Raw genomic sequence first — 22,139 nt, forward strand, 5'->3', positions numbered from 1 at the left:
CGATGCGGGGCCAGGCTTGCCGACAGCGCCGCCAATGATTGGCAACACATGACACGGGTTGTAGCGGGGCCTTACCAAGTGGTAAACCCTACCGAGGTAGGGGCAGGGCCGAGGCCCGCCTGCATATATGCCGCGCGTTGTCCGGCGCGCCCCGCCTGGCAACACTGCGGGCATGCCTATTTCACCGCTTTCCTATCCGCCCTCAGCCCTTGCAGAGGGGCTGCCGAGCCAGGTCGCCGACGACATCACCGCCCTGGTCGCGAGCGGTGCCATGGGGGTCGACGAAGTGGTGGCCCTGTTGGCCGAGGCGAGCCAGGCCGATGCCGCGCAGCAACGGCGCGAGGCCGAGGCCCGCGCCGTGCGCGTGGGCGCGCTGGGCCGGCGGCTGCTCACCCTGGCGCAGGAGCAGGTGCAGCAGCGCCAGGTGACCGAGGAGCGCTGGTACAAGGACGTGCGCCAGTTCAACGGGCAGTATGACCCGGGCATGTTCGGCGACGAGGGCGAGTACGGCAGCCGGGTCTTCGTGCCCTTGACCCGGCGGCTGTGCGGGCTGGTGGAGGCGCGGCTGTTCGACATGCTGTTCCCCAGCGAGGAGCGCAGCTATGTGATCGAGCCCACGCCCGTGCCCGACCTGGACGAGGCCCTGGGCCTGGCCGGGCAACTGCCGCCCGACACGCCCATGCAGTCGCCTGAGGGGCAGATGCTCACGGCCGGCGGCATCCAGCAGGCCATCGGCCAGATGCTGGACGAGGCCACCAAGCGCTGCGATGCCATGCAGCGCGAGATCGACGACCAGCTGGCCGAATGCAGCTACCCGCGCCATGCGCGCGACGTGATCCATGATGCGGTGCTGTATGGCACGGGCGTCATCAAGGGCCCGGTGCCCATGTTCCGCACCATCAAGCGCTGGGCGCAGCAGGGCGATGGGGCGTATGTGATGGGCCTCACGCGCAAGCCGCTGCCGCAGGCATCGCGCGTGGACATCTGGAACTTCTTTCCCGACATGAGCAGCACGCACATCCGCGAGGCGGAGTTCGTGTTCGAGCGCCACTACCTCACGCGCCAGGAGGCGGCCGACCTGCAGGACATGCCCGATGTGGACGCCGACGCGCTGCGCCGCATGCTGGGCGCCGAACCGACCACGCCCACCCACAACCACCGCGAGCGGCTGCGCGCCATCAGCGGCGCCAGCGGCGCCAAGGACCGGCGCTACGAGGTGTGGGAGTACCACGGCCCCATCAGCGCGCAGGACCTGGCCGACTGCGGTTGCGCGGTGGAGGACGACCCCCTGAAGACCTACACCGGCGTGGTCTGGTTCGGCAGCCAGGGTGAGGTGCTCAAGGCGGCGCTGAACCCTCTCGACAGCAACGAGCACCCTTACAGCGTGTTCACCTGGCAGATGGACGAGGCCAGCATCTTCGGCTTTGGCATGCCGTATGAGGTGCGCGACAACCAGGAGAGCGCCAACAGCGCGTTCCGTGCCATGCACGACAACATGGGCCTGTGCGTGCTGCCCCAGGTGGTGGTGGACGACCAGGCCATCGAGCCGGTGGACGGCTCCTGGCGCATGGCGCCGGGCAAGTTCTGGCGCAACAAGCGCCCGGGCTCGGACGCGCGCCAGGGCATCCAGTTCATCGCCATCGACGCGCGGCTGCAAGAGCTGCAGGCGATCTTCGGCATGAGCAAGCAGCTGATCGAAGAGGTGGGCACGCTGCCGGCCTTTTTGCAGGGCAGCGAGGCGCCCAACTACATGCAGAGCGCCACGGGCGCGAGCATTGCCTACAACGCGGCCAACCTGTGGGTGCGCCGTGCGGTGCGCAACTGGGACGACGACATCGTGACGCCGCTGATCACGCGTTTCTTCGACTGGAACATGCAGTACAGCGAGAAGGCCGAGATCAAGGGCGACAGCCGCGTGCGCGCGCTGGGCATTGCCGCGCTGGTGGAGCTGGAGGGCCAGGCGCAGCGACTGCAGGCCTTCATGCAGACCGCGCAGGCCATGGGCCTGCCGCCGAGCAACCAGATGCGGCTGATGCGCGAGTTTGCGCGCGCCTTCAAGCTCGACCCCGACCGCGTGCTGCCCACCGAGCAGGAGATCGCCCGCATGCAGCAGGCCGAGGCGCAGCAGCCCCCGGGCCAGGGCGGTAAGGGCGACCCCGGCGCCGACCGTGTGGCCCAGCAGCGCGAGCAGGCCGCCATGGAGGGCGAGCTGGAAAAGGCCCGCCTTCAGCTGCGCCGCGAGGAAAGCCTGGCCCAGCGCGAGCTGGCGCAGCAGCGCATGGCGCTGGACGCCGCACGCAGCGCCGCACGCGAGCGCACCGGTCAGGCCGAGGTGCAGCGCCGCCAGGCCTTCGAGGTGCAAAAGACCCGCGCCGTGCTGGCCGACCGCCAGGCCGACCGCGACAACCGCGCGCAGATGCTGAACGCCGAGATGCAGTTCGCCGCCATGAACGGGAGGGGGATATGACCGGAGGAAATTTCACATGAGCTGGATGGAGCAGATCAACCCCGCCACGGCCGTCTGGCGCGGTGTGGAGGCCTACGCCGCCGAGCGCATGGCCGAGCTGACCACGGTGTGCACCACCGTGCGTTCCAGCGACACCGAGATACGCGCCGCGCAGGCCGCCATCCAGGAGCTGCAGGCCCTGCTTGCCCTGCCCGGCCGCATTGCCCTGCAGGCGCAGCAGCGCGGCACCGCCGACCGCAGCAAAGGATATTGACCATGGCGGGATACACGCAAGACCAGATCACCACGGCCTACAACAGCGCCAAGGCCGGCGGCATGAGCGATGCCGATATCTTCGACTCCGGTGCCAAGAACTTCGGCGTGACGCAGGACCAGTTCAACCTGGCCCGCCAGGCCTGGGGCAGCACGCCCGATGCAGGCGCCTACACCTCGGCATCCACGCCAGCCCCCGCGCCCGTGCCCGCCGTGGCTGCGGCCTCGGTGTCCTCGGGCTGGGAGGGCGGGCGCGACCTGACCGCCGACGAGATCGGCACGGCGCGCCAGTGGTCCGTGGGCAAGACCAGCCAGGAGGCGGCGCAGCAGGCCAGCGGCATGGGCCTGACACAAAAGCAGTTCGGCCAGATCTACGGCTGGTCGGCCGAGGACTCGGCCATCGGCGGCTACGGCACGCAGGGCGGGCTCGAAAAGCCTTACCACGACTACACCTACGATGCCCAGAAGGGCTGGACCAAGGGCACGAAGAAGCCGCCCACCACGGGCATCAACCTGTCGCAGCTGCAGGGCGCGACGCGCTGGGACGTGGCGCCCAACGAGACGGTGCGCAGCCAGCTGCAGCAGATCATTGCCGACGACAGCCCGCTGATGCAGCAGGCCCGCGCCCGCGCGCTGCAGACGGCCAACACGCGCGGCCTGCTCAATAGCTCGATGGCCCTGACCGCGGCCGACTCGGCCATGTACGACGCGGCCATGCCCATTGCCCAGCAGGACGCCAGCACCTATGCGCGCGCCGGCGAGTTCAACGCCAACACGGCCAACACCTTTGCGCGCGACAACAACCAGTTCGTGCGCGACGCCTACATGGCCGACTTCAACGTGCAGGCCAACGAGTGGGCGGCCCAGCAGCAGTTCGACCGCGAGTACAAGATGCTGGACCGCCAGCAGCAGCTCACGCTGGAGCGCGATGCCGTCCAGAACGGCTACCAGTCGGCCCGGGACCAGTTCGCGGCGCAGAACCAGATGGCGATCGCGCAGCTGGAGGCGGCATCGCGCGCAGCTAGCGTGCAGCCCGACACCAGCGTGCTGCGCACCCAGATGCAGATCGACGCCGATGCAAAGAAGACCAACCAGCAGACGGCCCTGGACGGCCGCAACACGCTCACCAACCTGCGCAACGACGGCACTGACAAGATCTTCCGCATCCAGACCAGCGACATGTCGCCGGAGCAGAAGAGGGAAGCCATCGACAGCGTGGTGTCCATGACCAACAAGAGTCTGGGGAACCAGGCCTCGTACCTGGGCATCACGCCGGACAGCTGGCTGCTCATTGCCATGCCGACGTCGCCTCCGACAGCGGCACCATCACCAGCGGCACCCTCAGTGCCAGACGGCGATGCAGGTGGCGGAGCAGGAGGTCCGAATTGATCCGCCGCGCCACCCGCGATGACCTGCCCGGCCTGGTGGCATTGGCCCTGCGTGAGCATGCGGCCAGCCAGTTCGCCCACCAGCCCGTGGACTTGGAGCACGTCCAGGCGTCGTTCCTGGGCGTGATCCACGGCCTGGCCGGCGCGGTGTTCGTGAGCGAGTCCGGCGGGGAGTTGCACGGCCTGATCGCCGGCATCGTGCAGCCCGGCCTCTTCAACCGCCGCCAGACGGCCTACGAGCTGCTGTGGTTCGCCGAGGACGGTTCGGGTCTGCGCCTGCTGGCCGCCCTGCGCGACTGGGCCATCCGCATGCGCGCGGTGCAGCTGGTGGTGCACGACTACGCCGGCATCGCCGACCCCACCCGATTCACCAAGGTCATGGCCCGCCGCGGCTTTGACGTCATGGGCACGGCCTACGTGTCCGCACTGGAGAGCTGATCCATGGCCATCATCGTTCCCATCCTTCTGTCCTACACCGGCGCCGCTGCGGCCATCGGCACTGCTGTCGGCATCTCTGCTACCGCGGTGACCGCCATTGCGTCCGTGGCTTTTCAGGTGACAGGACTCAACAACAAGATCAACAAGGCGGCCTCCAAGGTGTTCGGGGAAGACCTGGTGATGATCGCGAACATTGCCGGGGCGGTGTACGGCGCGGTAAATGGTGGGTTTGGTGGGGGCGGGGCGGATGCAGCAGCTGCGGCCACTGATGCTTCCTCGGCCATGGCCGTCAACGGTCTGGACGCAGCTGACAACGTGTTCAATGCGGCTGGCGGATTGGTGTCGGATGGCTTCTCGGCGCTCAGCAGTACCAGCGACGCATCTTCCCTCCTGGCGACGAACGGTCTCGATATGGCTGACAACACGTTCAACCTGGCCAACCAGGCAGCGGGGGGCAAGCTCGCATCGGATGGCGTGGGTATTGCCGCGGCCACTCCGACATCTACCCAGGGTGTGGGCCTGATGAAGGGAACACAGGTTACCGGCACCGATACGAAGGAGATCGCGGAGGTATCCAGGACGGCCGACCTGTCCGGCGCCTCGCGGCCCGCAGCAGCAGCTCCAGCGGCTTCCGCGCCGGCGGCCAGTCCGGTGGCCCCAGCAGCCACCAGCGCCAACGCTGCGGGGGCAAAGGCCGCCGCGCAGGCTGCGGCCAAGGAGGCAGGAATGTCTGCCTTCGACTCGGCGGCGAAGAGCGCAGTCACCGCAGCGAAAGCGGCTCCCGAGGCCGGCACCTTCTTCGACCGGCTCGGAAAGATGGCCACCAGCGAGAAAGGCATGGGCGCGATCGTTCAGGGCGTGGGTGCTGGCCTGACCTCCGCGGCCAACAGCAAGGCCCAAAAGGAACAGCTGGAGTTCGCCAAGAAGAAGTACCACAGCACCTCCGGCATTCGCGTCGCCTAAGGACTACCACCATGAACCTGAACGAAATGGCCCAGCAGGGCGCACCTGAGGCCGATCCCACGACCGGCACCACCGGCGGCAAGCAGCAGCCCACCGCCCAGCAGCAAGCCCAGTTCGACATGCTGCTGGGCCGCGCCCGCCAGATCATGGGCGAGCAGGCGCAGGAGTGGCGCCAAGCGATGGAGGCCGACCCTGTGGAGGCTGCCGTGCGCATGGGCACGCAAACGCTGCGCTTCCTGGCCATGGATTCGGAGAAGGCGGGCCAGCCTGTGGACCCGGCAGTGCTGTTGCATGCGGGGGTGCAATTGGTGAAGGACATCGCGGGTGTCGCCAACGACGCCGGCCTGGTGCCCGACGACCAGCTGGAGCCCTTCCTGCAGCAGGTGATGCAGGAGTCCATCGCCGAGTACATGCGCATGGACGCGGATGAGGGGCTGATGCCATCGCCCGAGCAGTTGCAGCAGCAGGGCGGCCAGCAGCCACCACCAGCACCAGGTCCGCGAGGGATGAATCTCGCGCAGATGGCGCAAGGGGGTATGCAATGAGCTTTTTCGCCAACCTCTTGGGCGGCACGCTGCAGGGTGTGGGCGCCGGCATGTCGTCCATGGCTGCCGATGAAGAAAAACTGCGGGCGCAGCGCGCCCTGCAGCAGCTGCAAGAGCAGCAGACTGCGGAGCGCATGGCCGGGCGTGCTGGTGGTGTGGGCAGCCGCGGAGGCTTCAACCTGATGGAAGAAGCTGCCCGTGCCCAGACCCCTGGACAGCGGCAGGACCTGGTCAACCGCGTGCGTGCCATGGATGAAGACGCCGGCCTGCGCCTGGCCGACGTGGGCTTTGGCATGCCCGTGATGAACGCGGTGGCACCCACCGCGGGCGACTTTGCCCGCTACGACCGCGCTGGTGACATGGGCGCTGCCCCACCCACCACCACGCTGGAGCGCGCCGCCTACGACCGCGAGAAAGGCGCCCAGGCGTTGCAGCGGCTGTACACGCTGTTCCTGGACCCGGGCAAGCTCGACGCGCATGCGCGTGGAGAGCGGCAGTTCGCCCTGAACGACCGGGCCGAAGCCAGCGCCGTGGCGGTGGAGCAGGGCGGCGGCTCGCCCTTCGATGCGGTCGCGGCTTTCCAACGCGGCAGTGCCCCGCAGCCCGAGCGGCCAAGTGTGCGCCCTGGGACGGAGGCGGTTCTGCAGCCCATGGGCTCCGTCGCCAATGGAGGGACTGGCCCCGGCTCGCTGGCAGGCACCGGCGCCAAGCTGAACCGGCCGCTCTCGTCCGCGCCGCGCGACGGAGCGGTGGTCCGAGATGCCAATGGCCCGCAGTACGTGGTGCGCAATGGCCGGCCTGAACTGTAGGCAAAGGCGCGGTGATGGACTGGTCCCGGTTTGAGCTGTTGGATGCGCCGGGCGTTTTCCACGCAGACGTTGATTGGCCCAGTTCGAGCTGGTGGCGCTGGGGCCGGGGCATGGCGTGCAGCAATCGCCTTCCTCGCGGCCGGACGCGGCGCCCACAGTGCCTGTGAACGGCGGTTGGCGTCCGAGCGCGGCCCGGCCGGGTGATGCCCCTGTGCAATCGATCATGGCGGATGCGCCGCCCGTCGCGCGCAGCATGGCAAGTGCCGCGTCCAAGGCCCCCGCACGCAAGGGCTTGCTCGGCCGCTTGGGCGATGAGTTCACGCAACTGCGCGACGAAGTCTTTGCCGGCGCAAAGAACGCCTCCGCCAACCTGCAGGCCATGAACGCCAGCGCCGCGGCCCACCAGTTGCTGCAGCGCCAAGAGATGCTGGCCCAACTGGTAGGCGAAGGCCGGGGCGACAGCACCCAGGCGCAGGGCCTGCGCACCTATATCGCGCACGCCTCCCAGCGGCTTGGTGGTATGGCCGTCGACACGGCTGAGGCCGGCGCCCTGGCCGATGCCGCAAGCCGCATGACCACGCGGCCGCAGGTGCGCGCGGTGTTGGAGGCCAAGAGCTTTGGCGAAGCCTGGGAGGTGTTCAAGAAAGACCCCTATGCGGTGGTCGCTGGTGTCACGGCCCAGTCCGCTGCGCAGATGATTCCGATGGTCGTCGCCGCTGCCACGATGGGCCCCGTTGCTGGCGCGGCTGTGGCCGGCGGCACCAGCGCGCTGACCGAGTTTGGCAGCGGCATCCGTGAATTCGCGCGCGACAACGGCGTGGATCCGTCTGACAAGGAAGGCCTGGGCAGGCTGTTTGCCGATCCGAAGATGCTGCGCGAAGCCGCGGCCTATGCCGGGAAGGGCGGCACCATCGTGGGGACGATGGACGCAGTCGCCGGCGGCATTGCGAGCAAGACGCTGGTGCCCAAGGGCCTCATCAAGAACCAGGCCGCGCGCCAGGCCATCAACGCGCCGCTGCAGGCCGGTGTGCAAGGTGCTTTGGGTAGTGCCGGTGAAGCCGGAAAGCAATTGGTGCAAAAGGGCGAGATCGACCAGCCCGGACAGGTGCTGGCGGAGGTGGTCGGCGAGCTGGGCGGGGCCCGCAATCCCTTGCGGAAAACATCGGCAAATGTTGTCGAAAACGATGGCAGGCGTACAGATGCTCTGCCTGTGCCCCGCGTGCCAGCCCAGACGGCGGCACCGACCGCTCCCGTCGGATCGCCCGGCACTGTAGCGCGCAGCTCGGATGCCAATGGGCTGCGAGCTGTGGCCTCTTCCACTGTCGAAGAGGAAACGCGTGCTGTGACAGGCAGCGATCTGGAGGTGTCGGAGGCGCCTACCGGGCACCATACCGACGTCGGGACTTTCGTCCAGCCGGCCGAGGCGATGGGCGGGCAACAGCTTCCTGCCAAAGTCCCAGGCTAGCATGAATCAGTCCCACAAGGCGAAACAGCCCTGGGTTCGCCCGCAGACGTTGCGGTAGCACCCTTTGTCGGTGCAGTCCGCTTGACCGACAAAGGTACGCTGAGCGTGGAGGGTGATCCCCGTGCGCTGGAAACTTTTCTGGGCAAGGCAGGCGTAGACAAGGTGTTCCTGTTTGACCGCAGCCTGTTGGTGGCTCCAGAGCAAGCAGCGCAGGCGCAACGGGCGTTGGCGGCGTTGCCGCTTTCCTTGCCTGGGCGCAACGGCACGGGCGTGCCGCCCGCCGCACCTGTTGGCCACCAGATCATTGAGCTTGCGTCCGGCATGCTTGCTGTGCGTGGCGATCCAGATGCCATTGAGGCGGGGCTGCTCGCAGGTGGCGTGCGCGACGCGAAACGGTTCTCTGAGGGAATGAAGGTGCCGGTGCACGAGGCAGCTCTGGCAATGGGTTTGCTGGCGTCACCGGATTTTGCGCAAGCCGCTTCCTTGGATTCCCCACATCCACCAGCACTCCATTCCGTGTTGGCCCGTGAGGATCCCCCTGGAGAACCTCCACCTGCAGGCAATTTGCCGACGCAGCAAGAAACGGATGCTGGCTCCGCGCCATTCCTTGTTGGTAGCAGCAGTCCTCAACTGCGAAATGCCGATGGGCAGTTTGTAAATTTGTTCACGGACCAGCCCGACCCGCGCAGGCTGAAGAGGGGTGAGCTAAGGCAGGGGAGTGATGGCCGGTGGAAAATCTATGGCTCCGGTGAGCCTCTGACAGCAAAAGGAACCTACAACTATGTAATTCAAGGGGGACAGATCTTCGTTGGACTGGCTGGTGGTCAACAGAAGCAAGGGCATATCGACATTGCGCGAGGGCAGCCGGTGGAGTACGCTGGATTCAGGCGAGCAGTTCGTGACCGGGTACTGATGCAAAGGGCTCTTCGGCTGAGCTTTCAGGTCACGAGGCTTCCTGAGCTGCGCTACTGGTATCGCCATATGCTCCCACGATTTCCGTGGGCAGCTCTTGAAAGGGATTTGTGGGGTGAAGTCTACCGGCGAGAAGGGGATATTGATTTTTCCATTCATCTTGCTGATTGTTTGAGATTTCTTCCTAATAACAACCGGAATAAAAAAAGGAAATCATCAATCGATTTGTCCGGCATGTCCTGGAGCGCGTCGAAAAAACCCCTGCCGACAGCCCTTACAGAGGCATGCCAATCATTGGGTTGCTGAAAGGTTCTGCCAAAGCGGTTTCATGAGAGGTGAAGCAGTGAATTTTAAAAAGAAAGGTATGGATGGGTTGGCTTCATTTTTTGCGGAGTGGCGCGGTGAAAACGCTTTCTTTGCCGGCTATGTCAATGGCCATGACCGGTTTACCATCGGATTGCAGCGCAGTGGCGGTTCGACGGACTTCATTGGCGTGACATTTGTGCAATGCGTGTATATAAGTGGTCCGGTTCGCTGGTCTGGCTGTGACATCCAATGCGAGATAGTGGCCATGCCAGAAGGAGAGCAAGGGCTTGAGATTCGCGACCGGTCGAGCGGATTCTTGGTCCGGTGTGAAGGCCCCGTCTTCATTGGCGCAGGGAAGGCAAGCTATCCAGAGTAGCCTGGCTGGCCGCTTTGTTCACTGCCTCGGCGGTCTAATAAGGCCCTGCCAAGTGCTTGCAGGGGGAGGGGGGCGGGCTGGCTCAGGCAGTGCCTGGCGCGGGTAAGGCCTTTTACGCCGCCAGGGGCCGCGCGATGGGCCGGTCGACCTGCGACATGCGCAGGGCGTTGGACACGGTGACGTCCAGGCGGTGGGCCCAGGAGTCGAGGTCGTTCCGTTGGGCGGTGTCGTGCCGCTCGTTCCAGCTGAGTTCGGCCACCAGGCGGTCAGGCAGGTCGAGCACCGCGCGGAATGAGCGGTCGTTGGCCATGAGGGCCCAGTTGAGCAGCACGGCCTGGGCGTCCGTGGAGGCGGATACGCTGGGTGCAAACCTGCAGACGCCGGCGCGGGTGAATTCGAAGAGTGCGGTAATCACGTTGGGTATGCCCCAGTCACTGGGTTGGCCAGGCGTTGTGCCCCGGGGGCCATGGCTCCAGCGGGTACGGTTGCTCCCCGGGGCCTGGCGCGCGCGGGGCGAGCATGTCTGCCCCTGGCAAAACAATGCTTGCCATGGAACATCGAAAGTGATTGGAGCGCAAATCGCTGGTGGGCGATATCCCCCAAAAAGGGGGGCGTCGCCATCTGGCGCCAGAGGCGACCCGGGCCTTGCTTGCTGCGCACGCGCCGTTACCCGCCCTGGCCACAGGCCCGGCGGCGGCGCGCGGCAGGGCCCTCAGACGTATTCCAGCCCCGTCTGGCTCAGCCCCACCAGGTTGATCTTGCTGGCAGTGAGGTCCGAGCTGGCCACGGCCCAGGTCAGCGATGCGCCGGTGTAGTTGCCCGATTGGAGCAGGCCCGCCAGGTTCTGCACGGTGGCGGCATCGGCCGCGGTGCCGAACAGGTTGGCGTACAGCAGCGCCACGACCTGCTCGGGCGTGGCGGACGGGCCGGCCACGGCGGCCAGGGCCAGCTCTGCCAGTTGCTGGGGCGTGGCACCGGATTCGTCCACTGCCTTGATCACGGCACCCACCAGCCCGCGGTTGTTCAGCGCGTTGGAGCCCAGCAGGGTGCTGATGAGGCGCGCGGCGGTGCCGGCGGCCCCGTCCAGGTCCAGTGCCACGGAGTGGTCCGCAAAGCGCACGCGCTCGATCTGCTGCAGGGTGTCGATGCCGTCCAGGCCGGCGCCCTTGTCATTGAGCCGCCAGGTGCCGCTGCCGGTGGGCTGCAGGGTGTAGCCGCCCCGGGCGCCGTGGACCAGCAGGGTGTCCACGCCAGCGGCGCCGGTGAAGCTTTCGCTGGCGGGCTTGCTGTTGAACAGGTCGGCGTCGGCCGTGCCCTGGGTGCCACTGGGCTGGTTGGGGTTGCTGGGCGTCGGTACTGGCTTGGGGGGCGTGGGGGCCGGCGTCGGCGTCGGTGCGGGGGCCGGTGGCTTGGGGGCTGGCGTGGGCGAGGGTGCCGGGGCAGGGCCAGGCGCTGGAGCGGGGGCTGGCGCCGTGTCGAAGGTCAGCGTGGGGCCCTTGGTGGAGTTGAATCCGTAGGTGCCCCCCAGGCCATCGCGGCCGTAGAGCCAGTCCAGCGCGAGCAGGTCGTAGGCCTGGAAGGTGGTCTTGGCGGGGCCGGCATGCGTGTACGACATGACGGTGTTGTTGGTGTTGTCCTGCCCCGCGGGCAGGGGGTGCGAGGAGTCGAAGGGGTGCGACAGGCCCAGCGCATGCCCCACCTCATGCAGCAGCACTTCGTAGCCAGCGCCACCGGCGGTGGGCCGGTTGTTGATGCCGGCGTGCTCCACGTTGTCCAGGTAGACCACGGCCTCGATGTTCAGCGAGTTCACCGTCTGGTTGGGGCCGGAGTAGCTGTAGCCGTAGCCCGACGATGCCAGGCCCGCGGTGGAGGGGCCCTGCAGGTTGGTGGCGGCGAAGTGCAGGTCGGCCTGGGTCGAGGTGGCGACCTCGGTGAAGACGATACCGGTGACAGCGGAAGCATGCTGCAGGATCTGCAGGGTGGACTGTTTCTGGTCGGCGTTGAAGCCCGTGACCGCGCTGCCGGTCTTCTTGGTCGCCTCGCTGCCGGCGCTGGCGTCGAAGGTGTAGTAGATCACCTTGCGGCCGTCGGGCCAGAAGTTCCAGATGGGCGTGCCACCCAGCAGGGCATCTGCCTGGGGGTTGCCGGAAAAGCGCATGTTCTGCAGGTCGGAGACGGTAACGGCCATGTCGTTCGTGATGGGTTGGCGTGGGATCGGGCGGCTAGCGCCCGGCACGGGGGCGGGCGAGGCGCGAATCTATCACCGGGGTGTCGCGCGCGCTGTGGCGTGAAACCAAATGTCACGACATGGCGCTGTGCGCCGACAGGCGGTCGCCGGACGGGGCTGGACGGCGCTCTCAGCGCCTGGCGCAGACGAAGATGTACGAGGCGCTGAAATCGTTGGCCTGGTAAGCCAGGGCCAGCGGGTAGCGTGCGCCGGCGGCCGTGTCCAGCGACACCAGGTACAGCGGAAAGCCGCGGTTGGCGTAGATGCGGTCACCGCTGCTGCCCAGGCCGTCGAAGGGCAGGCTGAGGCTGGGCACCGGGATGGGGTTGATGCGCGAGGTGTCCACCACCGCCTGCGCTGCCGTGAAGGTGGCGGTGGCGTTGTAGGTGGCGCCGGTGTCGCCGGAGCACAGGTAGTTGCCGCTGAAGGCCGCGTACGGGTCTCCTCCTCCGGGGGGAATGGGGTACTCCGCCAGGGTGGCCACCTGGCGGTAGCGGCCGCTGTTCAGCATTTCCCAGAAGTCGCTGCCGTAGCCCACGAAGACGGCGGCACCCAGCTGCGCACGGGTGTTCCAGTTGTTGACCGCGATGGTCTCGGTCGGCTGGCGGACGGTGCGGTACTCGGGGATCTCGCCGCCCGTGTAGGGCACGAAGCCCCGCGTCTCGGACAGCAGGTAGAACTGCCCGTTGTGCAGCAGCACGAAGTACAGCTTGCCCTGGCCGAGGAAGCGCGACTCAGGGCTCACGCTGACGGCGAAGTTCAGGGCCTGCGTGGTGCCGCTGATGGTGGTGGCCACCGTGGTGATCTGGGCAAAGGCGGGCGTGGCGCCCAGGCCCAGTGCCAGGGCGGTGCTGACCACGAGGGTGCGCAAGGTAGGGAGCATGGTGGTGTCCGGTTACAAGCCATTCAACGCGGTGGCGTTGCCTGTGGTTTACGTGGGGTAGGGCGCTGCTGTTGGCGCGCACGCACGCACGCGCAATGCATTTTGCACCCTGCCGGGGCCGACGGGCCTGTGGTGGGCGCATACTGTGGCATGGCGCGCCCGCCATGATGGCGCCCGTGCGCTGTTGCCGTTGTCACCCCAGCCCAGCCGACTGACACCATGCCCACACCGACCACCCCCACCCCCACCCGCCTGCCCACCCCGTTCGAGTCGCTCGCGGGCGTTGCCAAGTTCCTGGGCGCGCAGGAGATGAGCCCGGCCTTCCATGCGCGGCATGCGCAGGCCATCGATGCGGCATGCGCCTTCCTGCAGGAGCTGGTGCGCGACCACCCATCGCTGGACATGGCGTTCAACGCGGCGCTGCCGCTGCCGGTGGAAGAGGGCGGCAAGCTGGTGCTGCAGGCGCTGTCGTCGATCCAGTTCGCCGAGCAAAAGCTGCACTGGTTCGACAGCCAGATGAACACCACGCTGCGCGCCCTGGCGCCCGTGGTGCGCGACCCCGCACTGCCCACCTGGATGGGGGAATGCCGCTGGGCGGTGGATGGGGCGGCGGTGAATGTCTAGTGTGCCGGGTCGGGCAGCCTTCCAGGGAAACAAGAAATCCACCGCAATCGCTGCCGGTGGCAGCGATCCACCACCAGCCCGCCCCAGGGCTGGCTATCGCTTGGCGCAGCCGTAGGTAATCTCGGTGCTGTACGCACTGGCCTGGTAGACAATCACCAGCGAGTACGTGCTCCTGCGTGTCAGGTCCAGCCCCACCACGCGCAGCGGAAAGCTCAGGTTGGTGTAGAACGTGACACCGGGCTCGTAGACCAGGGAAGTGACCGGCAGGTTGTACGTGTAGTCCGGAATGGTCGACAGCCGCGTGGTGTCGATCACGGCCCGGGTTGCCGTGAAGGTGGCGGTGACGGTGCCCGAGCGGCCATAGTCGTCATAGCACATGTAGGTGCCGTTGTGCGCCGAGTAGGAGGTGCTGGGTGCCGGTGCAGGGGCGGGCGCAGGTGCCGGTGCCGGGGCTGGCGCGGGCGCTGGGGCAGGCGCCGCCGGCAGCGTGGCCACCAGCTTGAACTTGCCGTTGTTGAGCATGTCCATCACGTCGGAGCCATAGCCCACGAAGATGGATGCGCCGGCCTGTGCCGCGGTGTTCCAGCCCTGCACGGTGATGGTCTCGGTGGCCTGGGTGATTGTGCGGTACTCCACCGGCTCGCCGCCGGTGTAGGCAAGGAACCCGCGGGTCTCCGACAGCACATAGATCTGCGAACCGTGCAGCATCACGAAGTACAGCTTGCCGCGGCCCAGGTACTGCGCGTCGGGCGTGATGCGGGCCACCAGGGTGTAGGCGCTGGCCGGCCCGCTGGCCGTGGCCGATGCGGTGATGTCGGCCCACACGGGGCTGGCAGCGCCCAGGCTGGCGACGACGAGGGCGGTGGTTGCGGCGAGGTGCTTGAAACGGTGGGTGAGGGGCATGGCGGTGGTGGACCGAGGTTGCGCTGGCGGAGGCTTCTTGGGGTTGTCGTGGCCAGCGGGGGGGCTGAAGAGGACAAAATTGCGTGCGCAAGGCGTGGGCCCTGAGTGGCGCATTTGTATCCATTGGTTTCTTGATTTCAAGCCAAGAGGACTCTGGCCGCAATCGCCAATATGGGGGATGTGGGCAGGAGGCTCCCAGCGCATCGGGCGGGTGCTGCGGCCGGGCTGGCGCCAGTGGCCTTGGCGGGCAGGTGGCAGAGCCCGTGCTGTAGTGCCTTTGGTACCGTGCTATTTCCGGCACCACCAGATGAGCGTGGTGTCGTTGCGATTGGTCTGATGGGTGATGATCAGCGGGTACTTGCCCTGTAGCGTGGGATCGATCAGCACCATCCGCTGGGGGTAGATTCCTACACCGTTGTGGTAGGACCTCACAGGCTCGCCCACTGCAATGCCTGTGTTCGGGCCAAAGGGCACGTTGTAGTGGGTGTAACGTGCTTCGGGCAGCCGTATGGTGTCGACCACAGCAACCTCGGCATTGATCCAGGCTGTGACCGAGCCTGGCCTGTAGTTCCGGTCAATGCACTGGTATTCGCCGCTGTGGGCTGCGTAGGGATTGGGAACGGTGGGCAAAGGCCCGTCCGATGGCGGTGTGATGTTCACCGTCTTGTACCGCCCGCTGTTGATCATGTCCCAGGCGTCCGTGCCATAGCCCACATGTATCGCCGCGCCCGGTAGGGCGCTGACGTTCCAGTTCAGCAACGGAATGATCTCTGCCGACTGGCGGATGGTTTTGTACTCCGGGATCTCATCGCCGGTATAGAGCACGAAGCCCCGATCCGGTGTGAGCAGGAAGACGTTGGGTCCATGCTGCATGACCAGGTACAGCTTGGCACCCAGGAAGGCCCTGTCGACAGACACGGATGCCACGAAGTTCAGTGCATGGGGCGGGCCGCTGAAGGTGCCTGATGCGGTGATGCTGGCCAACGAGGGGCTGGCGGTGAGGCCGGCAAAAATGCTTGCGGCGACGGGAGCGATTTTCCGGAGGGTTGCGTTGAGCAGTGTCATGCACGTGGATAGTGAAAGGGGAGCCAGCCTGCGATCTTGGAGTTGGCCTTGGTTGTATCAGTTTGTACCTTGCGCGTAAATCTGCGAATCACCAACCCCCGCCATCACCAATGGGCTTTGGACCTTGCCGCCCATTGTCCGTGCCCCTGTCAGTACCGCATCACATGAACCGCTGCGCCAAATAAGGCGCCGGGTCCACGAACGGCGCCTCGCCGCTGATGAGCTCGGCCACCAGCCGGCCGGTGACCGGGCCCAGGGTGAAGCCCTGGTGTGCGTGGCCGAAGTTGAACCACAGGCCCGTGTGCCGCGGCGCTTTGCCCAGCACGGGCAGCATGTCGGCGGTGCAGGGGCGCGCGCCCAGCCAGGGCGTGGCCTCCACGGGCTCGCCCAGGAGCAGCAGTTCGCGTGTGGACTGCTCGGCGCGGCGCAACTGCACGGGGGTGGCGGGGGCGTCCAGCAGCGCGAACTCGGCCCCGGTGGTCAGGCGCAGGCCGCGCGCCATGGGGGCCAGCATCACGCCACGTTCGATGTCCAGCGCGGGCATGTTCAGGCTGGGGCCGCCGGCGAAGTGGCGGTGGTAGCCGCGTTTGCTGAACAGCGGCAGGCGGTAGCCCAGGCGCGTGGTCAGCGCGCCGGCCCAGGGGCCCAGGGCAATCACGGCGTGCTGCGCGCTGATGCTGCCAGAGTCCACCTGCACGGCCCAGCCGCTGCCCTCCTGCCGCACCGCCATCGCGTTGCCCGTGGCCAGGTGCCCGCCGCGCTGCACGAACAGCCGCGCATAGCGCGCCACCAGCTCGCCGGGGTCGCGCACGCTCCATGGGTCCTGCCAGTGCACGGCGCCGGCCAGCGGTATCTGCAGCACGGGCTGGGCGGCGGCCAGGGCGGCCGTGTCCAGCACCTGGCAGGCCAGACCGTGCGCTGCCGCGGTGGCGCGGGCCTGCGTGGCTGCCGCATCGAACACCGGGGCGGTGCGGTACAGCTGCATCCAGCCTTGCTGGTGCACCAGGTCGGCGGCGCCGGCCGCCTCGATCCAGCCGCCATGCTCGGTCAGGCAGTGGGCGATCAGGCGGCTGTAGGCCTGGGCGATGGGCGCGTAGCGCGCGGGCGCTGAAGCCGCCCAGTAGCCCAGCAGCTGCGGCGCCAGGCGCAGCAGGGCGCCCCAGTGGTAGTGGGCGTCGTTGCTCAGGCCCGTGGCGATGCGTGCCAGCGTGGCGATGTTGCGCGGAAAGGCGTAGGGCTGCACGGCCTCGCGCTGGATGATGCCGGCATTGCCGTACGAGGTCTCCTGGCCCGGGGCCTTGCGGTCGACGAGGGTCACGGCGTGGCCGCGCTGCTGCAGCGCCAGGGCGGTGCTGACGCCGACCATGCCGGCGCCGAGAACAATGGTTTCCATGGGGTGATTATTGTGCCGGCCCGCGCAAGGCAAACCCACTGCGTTGCGCTGTTTTTCGAACCCTCGATTGCCGTATCGGCAATCGCTGCCCGCGGCCACCGCGCCCTGACATTGGCCACTTGCCATGCCACACCAACGCGATACAGTCGGCCCGGATAGGAGCTGTCCTACAAGGCCGGGCGGCAAGACCGGTTACCTTTCCACCACGGGCCCGCGCCGCGCTGGGCCGTTTGCGTCGATCCCCGCCCCTGGGACAAAGGTTGCGTATGAGGACGGCTCCCGTTGTATTGAGAGGCCACTGCGCTTGTCGCCGTGTCGAATACGCAGTGCACGCGCTGGAGCTGGAGGCCTCGGTGTGCTACTGCGAGACCTGCCGCAGGGCCTCCGGCGGTGCCGGCATGGCCTGGGTTGACGGCGACCGGGCCACCCTGCGCGTCTATGGTGCGGTGCACACCTGGCGCTCGTCCGAGCATGGGGCACGCCAGCTGTGCCCCGAGTGCGGCAGCCAGCTGTTTCGCCTGGAGGATGCCCAGCCCGGCGTGGCCCAGGTGGCCGTGGGCACGCTCGACGATGCGGCCGCCATCCGCAGCACGCACAGCGCCTTTGCCAACCAGCGCCCGCGCTGGGATGCGCGCATGGCGCTGGGTAGCCAGCCGCTGGCACCGGTGCCCGGCCTGCTCGCCAAGGGCACCCTGCACAGCGATGCGCCGGATGGGCCTGCGCGCGACGAGACGCTGCAGAGCATGCTCACCAGCACGCAGGACGCCTTTGTCAGCATCGACCCCGGCGGCTTCATCACCGAGTGGAACCCCCAGGCGCAGGCCGCGCTGGGCTGGAGCTACGACGAAGCCATCGGCCGGCCCATGCACGAGCTCATCATCCCGCCCGAGATGCGCAGCGCCCACCTCTACGGCATGGCGCGGCTGCAGCGCACGGGTGAAGGCCCGGTGCTGCGCCGGCGCTTCGAGGTGGATGCGCTGCACAAGGACGGGTACCGCCTGCCGGTGGAGCTGTCCATCGCGCCGCTGCGCATGGCTGGCGGCATCGGCGCCACGGCCTTCATCCGCGACACCAGCCAGCGCCAGGCGGTGGAGCGCGAGTTGCGCGCCAACCAGGACCTGCTGCAGCGCACCGGCGAGCTCGCGCTGGTGGGCTCGTGGACGGTGGATCTGCCCGCCAGCACGGTGCACTGGTCGCCCATGGTGCGGCGCATCCACGGCGTGGACGATGACTTCGTGCCCACGCTGCCCGGTGTGGTCGGCTTTTACGAAGAGGGTGCGCAGGAGCGGCTCATCGCCGCCTTCGAGCAAGGCATCGAGGACGGCCAGAAGTGGGAGATCGAGGCCCCCCTGCGCACCCCCGACGGCCGGCGCGTGTGGGCACGTGCCATCGGCAACACCGAGTACGACGAACACGGCGCGCCGGTGCGCGTGGTCGGCGCGCTGCAGGACATCACCGGCCGCAAGCGGGCCGAGGAATCGCTGCACATGCTCACCCAGATCCTGGAGGCCACGCCCGACTACGTGGTGCAGGCCGACAAGGACGGCCGCGTGACCTACATGAACCCGGCCGCGCGCCAGGCCCAGGGCTACGATGCCGGCTACGACGTCACGCAGCACCGCTTCATCGACTTCAATACGCCCGAGACCACGCGCCGCTACCGCGACGAGGTCATGCCCTCGGTGCACAAGACCGGCGTGTGGATGGGCGAGAGCACCGTGCTAGTGGCCGGCCAGCCGATCGCGGTGGACCATTCGGTGCTGTCGCACAAGGACGCCACCGGCCAGGTGGTGCGCTACACCGCCGTGATGCGCGACATCTCGGCGCAGCAGCGCGCCCGCGCCGACCTGTTTCGCCAGCAGCGCACGCTCAGCTCCATTGCCGAGGCGATCCCGGACGTCATCGCCGTGGTCGACCGGGAGGGCCGCTACGAGTTCGTCAACTCCGCCTTCGAGAAGCTGGTGGGGCCCTCGCGCGCAGAGATCGTGGGCCACAGGATCGGCGAGGTCATGCCCATCCAGGAGCTGCAGGGCAGCATGGCCCACATCCAGAAGGCGCAGGGCGGAGAGCCCACCACGTTCGAGCTCGACCTGCACCTGGGCGGGCGCCAGCGCAACATGGCCATCACCCTGGTGCCCCGCTTGTCGGAAGGCGGCACGCCCGACGGCTTCATCGCCGTGCTGGACGACGTCACCATCCACCGCCAGCGCGAGTCGCGCCTCATCGGCCTGAGCGAGCGCGACGGCCTCACCGGCCTGGTGAACCGGCAGGGCCTGGAGGCCTACCTGCAGCGCATACCGATCGGCGAGGCCCACGGCGTGGCCATGCTGTACGTGGACCTGGACCGCTTCAAGCCCGTCAACGACACCTGGGGCCACCCAGTGGGCGACCAGTTGCTGCAGGCCGTGGCCGCGCGCTTCCTGGCGCTGGTGCGGCCCATGGACCTGGTGGCCCGCGTGGGCGGCGACGAGTTCGTGGTGGTGCTGGGCGGCATGCCCAGCCGCGCCGCCGCCGAGCAGGTGGCCGACAAGCTCGTGGCCACCGCCGCCAAGCCCTTCGACCTGGGCGGGCGCAGGGTGCTCATCGGCGCCAGCGTGGGCGTGGCCTTTGCGGGCGACGACGGCTGGCGCGGCCTCATGGAGCGCGCCGATGCCTCGCTGTACCGCGCCAAGGCGGCCGGACGGGGCAGGCGCGCCTGAAATGGCTGGCCCCTGAGTTGCCGCGCCTCGGTGCAGTCAGTGGCCAGAGGCGGCAGGCACCCCCGGGTCACCACCACGCGCCGGGGCTTGTAGCAGCAGCAGCCATGGCGCGCAGGCTTGGCACACGCATGGCGGCGCCTGCAGCACAGTGCTGTGCAACCCCATCCCCCTTCTGTTTTGGGTAGCATCGTCGCTACAGTCCAGCCCTTGGTGCCTTGCCACGAAACCCGCGACCCCGACGAAAGACCTGCCCATGCCAGCTGATTCCCATCCCGTCTGCGTGCGGGAGTTTCGCCAGGTCCTGCTGTGGCCCCTGCGCCTGATGCCGGTGCGGGGCTCCGAAGGCCGGCACGCCAAGCCCTGGCAACTGCTGGCGGACATGGGCGAGGAGGCCTCGCCCTGGCGCGAGGTGGTGGACGAATTCACGGGCGACAGCAGCCGCTTTCACGAACGCCATTACAACGAGTTCGTCACCTTTTTGCCCTACGTGCAGCGGTTCCTGTATGGCGAAGGCCGCAGCCAGCCAGGCAGCAGCGCCACCGGCTCGCCGATGCGGGTGTTCCGGCGCAGCGACGTCAGCGCCGTGCGGGCGGTGCTGCGCCCCGGCGACGCGCCGATCATGCTCGACATCGTCCACGTGGACCTGTACTTTTTTCTCGACCTGGACCTGGTGCTGCTCAATGTCGAGGTCAGCGCCCGCGACCTGGCGCTCGACCAGGCGCAGGAGCTGCTGTACCGCTTCGGCCGCGGCTATCCCGCCGGCTGGGATGCGCAGGGCCATGCCCAGCACTGCCTGTACAGCGCCGAGTGGCTGGGCGCCGCCGGGCAGGTGCTGGCCCAGTCCGATGCCAACCAGCGCGACCTCTTCATGGCCCATGTCAGCAGCCACCGCGCCCCACGCATCGCAGCGCACTGGGCCTGGCTGCTGGAGCCGCTGGTGAGCGACCATTCCGAGCGCAGCGGCCCCCTGCGCTACCGCCAGATCGAGTACTACCGCATGCCGCAGCTGGCCTTTCTGGCGCTGGACGACCCGCTCGCACTCAGCCGCAGCGACTTCGTGCGCCTTGGCCTGGTGACCGGTGCCCCCATGTCCGGCGACGGCACCGGCCTGCCCTACGCCGAAGAGTACCTGGACGACTTCGAAAAGCGCTTCTGCTACGACCGCTTCTGGAGCGGCAGCGGCGCCGCCCCCAATACGCGCTACCTGTGCAGCGGCCATTCGCTGCTGGTGCTGGGCGATGCCGGCAGCCCGTTCTATGTCTGCCGCGACCGGGGCGTGCTGGCGCAGTTCAGGCACCAGCATTTTTTGCTCTTCTTGATCGCGCATTTCCAGAAGGCGGCGCTGCTGATGTTCTCGGACCGGCTGGCCGAGGCCCTGAAAGACCTGGACATTGCCGATGCCGCCAGCGTGCGCCGTTTCAAGCGCACCATCCGCGACAGCTTTGCCGGTTTTCTGCGCTTCACGCACCGCTACTGGTTCCACGAAGTGTCCGAACAGGCCCAGGTGCGCGCCCTGTTCCGCATGTGCGCCAACCACCTCGGGCTGGACCCGCTGTACACGGAGGTCAAGGAGCGCATCGGCGAAATGAACCAGTACCTGGACGCCGACAGCCTGCGCCGCCAGGCCAATACCGTCGTGCGGCTCACGGTCGTGACCATCTTCGGCCTGATCGGCACCGTGACCACGGGCTTCCTGGGCATGAACCTGCTGGCCGAGGCCGACGCGCCTTTGGGCCGCAAGCTGGGCATCTTCGCCCTCGTGTTCGTGCTGACCACCGCGCTGACAATCTACACCATGGTCAAGTCCAAGCGCCTGTCGGACTTTCTCGACGTGCTCTCGGACGAACGCGCCACCGCTTGGCAGAAATTCAAGGCGCTGGGGCTGGTGTGGCGGCGCACGGGCGGGTAGAGGAGGGCGGGCGGTACGCCATGGGCCACAGCCGTTGAACGGTCGGCAGGCAAAGTTGTTCTGGCGAATCTACCCGTTCACTGACAAGGGCCTGGCTGCCGGCAAGCTCGACGCGCTCGGCGATTCCAAGTCCGACAAGAGTGGCCCGGGGTGCCGCGGGCCCTACTTGGCCCGCCCCTCCACGGCGCGCTCCGCCAGCAGTTGCTCTGGCTGGTTGTGCGGTGCCCGCAGAGTATCCATCGTCGGGCTGGGCGGGCTCGTGGAGGGAAAAGCGGCCACTGCCGTGCCTTGAGGTATCTGCGGCAGTTCTGTCTGGGCCAAAGTCGCCCCGTCCACCGCGTCCTGTTCGTCCGACTCCCAGATCAACGGCCCGCCCGGATCGTAGTAATCCATGCGTGTCTCCGACTCGCGCACTGACAGGAGCGACCGGTTCTGGTGAGGCGGAATCCGTGTCATGCCGGTCAACGGATGGGGCAGGGCGGGTGGGGACTTCGTCATCACGGAAAGTTTAGCGG

General features: G+C 67.6%; 20 protein-coding genes. 13 read left to right on the forward strand and 7 right to left on the reverse strand.

Annotated elements, in window-relative coordinates:
* The first annotated feature begins 172 nt into the window (after nucleotides 1-172).
* The 10 genes from AC07PA_RS26915 to AC07PA_RS26960 all read left to right on the forward strand — a co-directional run bounded on the left by AC07PA_RS26915 (nucleotide 173) and on the right by AC07PA_RS26960 (nucleotide 9,921).
* Entirely contained in the window at nucleotides 173-2,467 is a 2,295-nt protein-coding gene (locus AC07PA_RS26915) for a portal protein (protein WP_494609427.1), read from the forward strand.
* A gap of 16 nt (nucleotides 2,468-2,483) precedes the next feature.
* Entirely contained in the window at nucleotides 2,484-2,720 is a 237-nt protein-coding gene (locus AC07PA_RS26920) for a hypothetical protein (protein WP_494609426.1), read from the forward strand.
* A 2-nt stretch (nucleotides 2,721-2,722) separates the two neighbouring features.
* Nucleotides 2,723-4,108: a hypothetical protein gene (locus AC07PA_RS26925; RefSeq protein ID WP_494609425.1), complete on the forward strand. Its 1,386-nt coding sequence runs from the start codon at nucleotides 2,723-2,725 to the stop codon at nucleotides 4,106-4,108.
* Complete coding sequence (locus AC07PA_RS26930) at nucleotides 4,105-4,545, forward strand: hypothetical protein (RefSeq protein ID WP_145698131.1); 441 nt, start codon at nucleotides 4,105-4,107, stop codon at nucleotides 4,543-4,545. Before AC07PA_RS26925 ends, AC07PA_RS26930 begins: the two co-directional genes overlap by 4 nt.
* 3 nt (nucleotides 4,546-4,548) lie before the next feature.
* Nucleotides 4,549-5,508, forward strand: coding sequence for a hypothetical protein (locus tag AC07PA_RS26935; RefSeq protein WP_494609424.1), 960 nt, complete (start codon nucleotides 4,549-4,551; stop codon nucleotides 5,506-5,508).
* An 11-nt stretch (nucleotides 5,509-5,519) separates the two neighbouring features.
* Entirely contained in the window at nucleotides 5,520-6,053 is a 534-nt protein-coding gene (locus AC07PA_RS26940; protein WP_494609423.1) for a hypothetical protein, read from the forward strand.
* Nucleotides 6,050-6,862, forward strand: a complete 813-nt coding sequence (locus AC07PA_RS26945) for a hypothetical protein (protein ID WP_494609422.1) — start codon at nucleotides 6,050-6,052, stop codon at nucleotides 6,860-6,862. The genes AC07PA_RS26940 and AC07PA_RS26945 overlap by 4 nt, the downstream gene beginning before the upstream one ends.
* A gap of 73 nt (nucleotides 6,863-6,935) precedes the next feature.
* Nucleotides 6,936-8,327, forward strand: a complete 1,392-nt coding sequence (locus AC07PA_RS26950; protein ID WP_494609421.1) for a hypothetical protein — start codon at nucleotides 6,936-6,938, stop codon at nucleotides 8,325-8,327.
* A gap of 81 nt (nucleotides 8,328-8,408) precedes the next feature.
* Complete coding sequence (locus AC07PA_RS26955) at nucleotides 8,409-9,545, forward strand: hypothetical protein (RefSeq protein ID WP_494609420.1); 1,137 nt, start codon at nucleotides 8,409-8,411, stop codon at nucleotides 9,543-9,545.
* Nucleotides 9,546-9,582: 37 nt separating this feature from the next.
* Entirely contained in the window at nucleotides 9,583-9,921 is a 339-nt protein-coding gene (locus tag AC07PA_RS26960; protein WP_494609419.1) for a hypothetical protein, read from the forward strand.
* Between the two features lie 112 nt (nucleotides 9,922-10,033).
* Here AC07PA_RS26960 and AC07PA_RS26965 read toward each other — a convergent pair whose 3' ends face one another.
* The 3 genes from AC07PA_RS26965 to AC07PA_RS26975 all read right to left on the reverse strand — a co-directional run bounded on the left by AC07PA_RS26965 (nucleotide 10,034) and on the right by AC07PA_RS26975 (nucleotide 13,031).
* The gene (locus AC07PA_RS26965) at nucleotides 10,034-10,336 is read right to left on the reverse strand and encodes a hypothetical protein (RefSeq protein WP_494609418.1); all 303 of its coding nucleotides are present in this window, start codon (nucleotides 10,334-10,336) and stop codon (nucleotides 10,034-10,036) included.
* 297 nt (nucleotides 10,337-10,633) lie between these two features.
* On the reverse strand, nucleotides 10,634-12,109 hold the full coding sequence (locus tag AC07PA_RS26970) for a zinc metalloprotease (protein ID WP_494609417.1): 1,476 nt from the start codon (nucleotides 12,107-12,109) through the stop codon (nucleotides 10,634-10,636).
* 169 nt (nucleotides 12,110-12,278) lie between these two features.
* Nucleotides 12,279-13,031 (reverse strand): hypothetical protein, encoded by a 753-nt coding sequence (locus AC07PA_RS26975; protein ID WP_494609416.1) that lies wholly within the window; start codon nucleotides 13,029-13,031, stop codon nucleotides 12,279-12,281.
* A gap of 219 nt (nucleotides 13,032-13,250) precedes the next feature.
* Here AC07PA_RS26975 and AC07PA_RS26980 point away from each other — a divergent pair, with 219 nt between their 5' ends.
* Nucleotides 13,251-13,655: a hypothetical protein gene (locus AC07PA_RS26980; protein ID WP_494609415.1), complete on the forward strand. Its 405-nt coding sequence runs from the start codon at nucleotides 13,251-13,253 to the stop codon at nucleotides 13,653-13,655.
* 93 nt (nucleotides 13,656-13,748) lie between these two features.
* On the opposite strand, the gene AC07PA_RS26985 is transcribed toward AC07PA_RS26980, so the two are convergent.
* The 3 genes from AC07PA_RS26985 to AC07PA_RS26995 all read right to left on the reverse strand — a co-directional run bounded on the left by AC07PA_RS26985 (nucleotide 13,749) and on the right by AC07PA_RS26995 (nucleotide 17,016).
* Nucleotides 13,749-14,558, reverse strand: a complete 810-nt coding sequence (locus tag AC07PA_RS26985; protein ID WP_494609414.1) for a hypothetical protein — start codon at nucleotides 14,556-14,558, stop codon at nucleotides 13,749-13,751.
* 288 nt (nucleotides 14,559-14,846) lie between these two features.
* A complete protein-coding gene (locus AC07PA_RS26990; protein ID WP_494609413.1) occupies nucleotides 14,847-15,623 on the reverse strand; it encodes a hypothetical protein in 777 nt (258 codons plus the stop codon).
* Between the two features lie 160 nt (nucleotides 15,624-15,783).
* Nucleotides 15,784-17,016: an NAD(P)/FAD-dependent oxidoreductase gene (locus AC07PA_RS26995; protein ID WP_494609412.1), complete on the reverse strand. Its 1,233-nt coding sequence runs from the start codon at nucleotides 17,014-17,016 to the stop codon at nucleotides 15,784-15,786.
* 266 nt (nucleotides 17,017-17,282) lie between these two features.
* Here AC07PA_RS26995 and AC07PA_RS27000 point away from each other — a divergent pair, with 266 nt between their 5' ends.
* Together AC07PA_RS27000 and AC07PA_RS27005 are read left to right on the forward strand one after the other, a co-directional pair.
* Nucleotides 17,283-19,715: a PAS domain S-box protein gene (locus AC07PA_RS27000; protein WP_494609411.1), complete on the forward strand. Its 2,433-nt coding sequence runs from the start codon at nucleotides 17,283-17,285 to the stop codon at nucleotides 19,713-19,715.
* Nucleotides 19,716-19,968: 253 nt separating this feature from the next.
* Entirely contained in the window at nucleotides 19,969-21,624 is a 1,656-nt protein-coding gene (locus AC07PA_RS27005) for a hypothetical protein (RefSeq protein WP_494609410.1), read from the forward strand.
* 162 nt (nucleotides 21,625-21,786) lie between these two features.
* On the opposite strand, the gene AC07PA_RS27010 is transcribed toward AC07PA_RS27005, so the two are convergent.
* Entirely contained in the window at nucleotides 21,787-22,017 is a 231-nt protein-coding gene (locus AC07PA_RS27010; protein ID WP_494609408.1) for a hypothetical protein, read from the reverse strand.
* Between the last annotated feature and the right edge of the window lie 122 nt (nucleotides 22,018-22,139).

This window comes from Acidovorax sp. GW821-FHT09B03, assembly GCF_059418305.1.